This window comes from Parendozoicomonas verongulae, from assembly GCF_009711465.1.
GTDB lineage: Bacteria > Pseudomonadota > Gammaproteobacteria > Pseudomonadales > Endozoicomonadaceae > Sansalvadorimonas > Sansalvadorimonas verongulae.
Genome location: NZ_SMME01000733.1, coordinates 799 through 1000, shown reverse-complemented (window position 1 = coordinate 1000; position 202 = coordinate 799).

The following is a 202-nucleotide window of genomic DNA, read 5'->3' as shown; positions in this document are numbered from 1 at the left end:
CACCCCTCAAAGTTACAGACAAAGGGCCTCCTCCCTTTGTGAACTCTCAGCGTGTACATACCATAAACATCTGCAGACATACTATCGTCAGTTCGAACCTCAAGCTCTCTGTAATGCTTACGCATCCAGGCATTTAAATGTGGAAACCGAGAAGGAGACAACCCTCCTGAAGGAAGAGGGGTGCAGTAGATGTGGGGGGAAG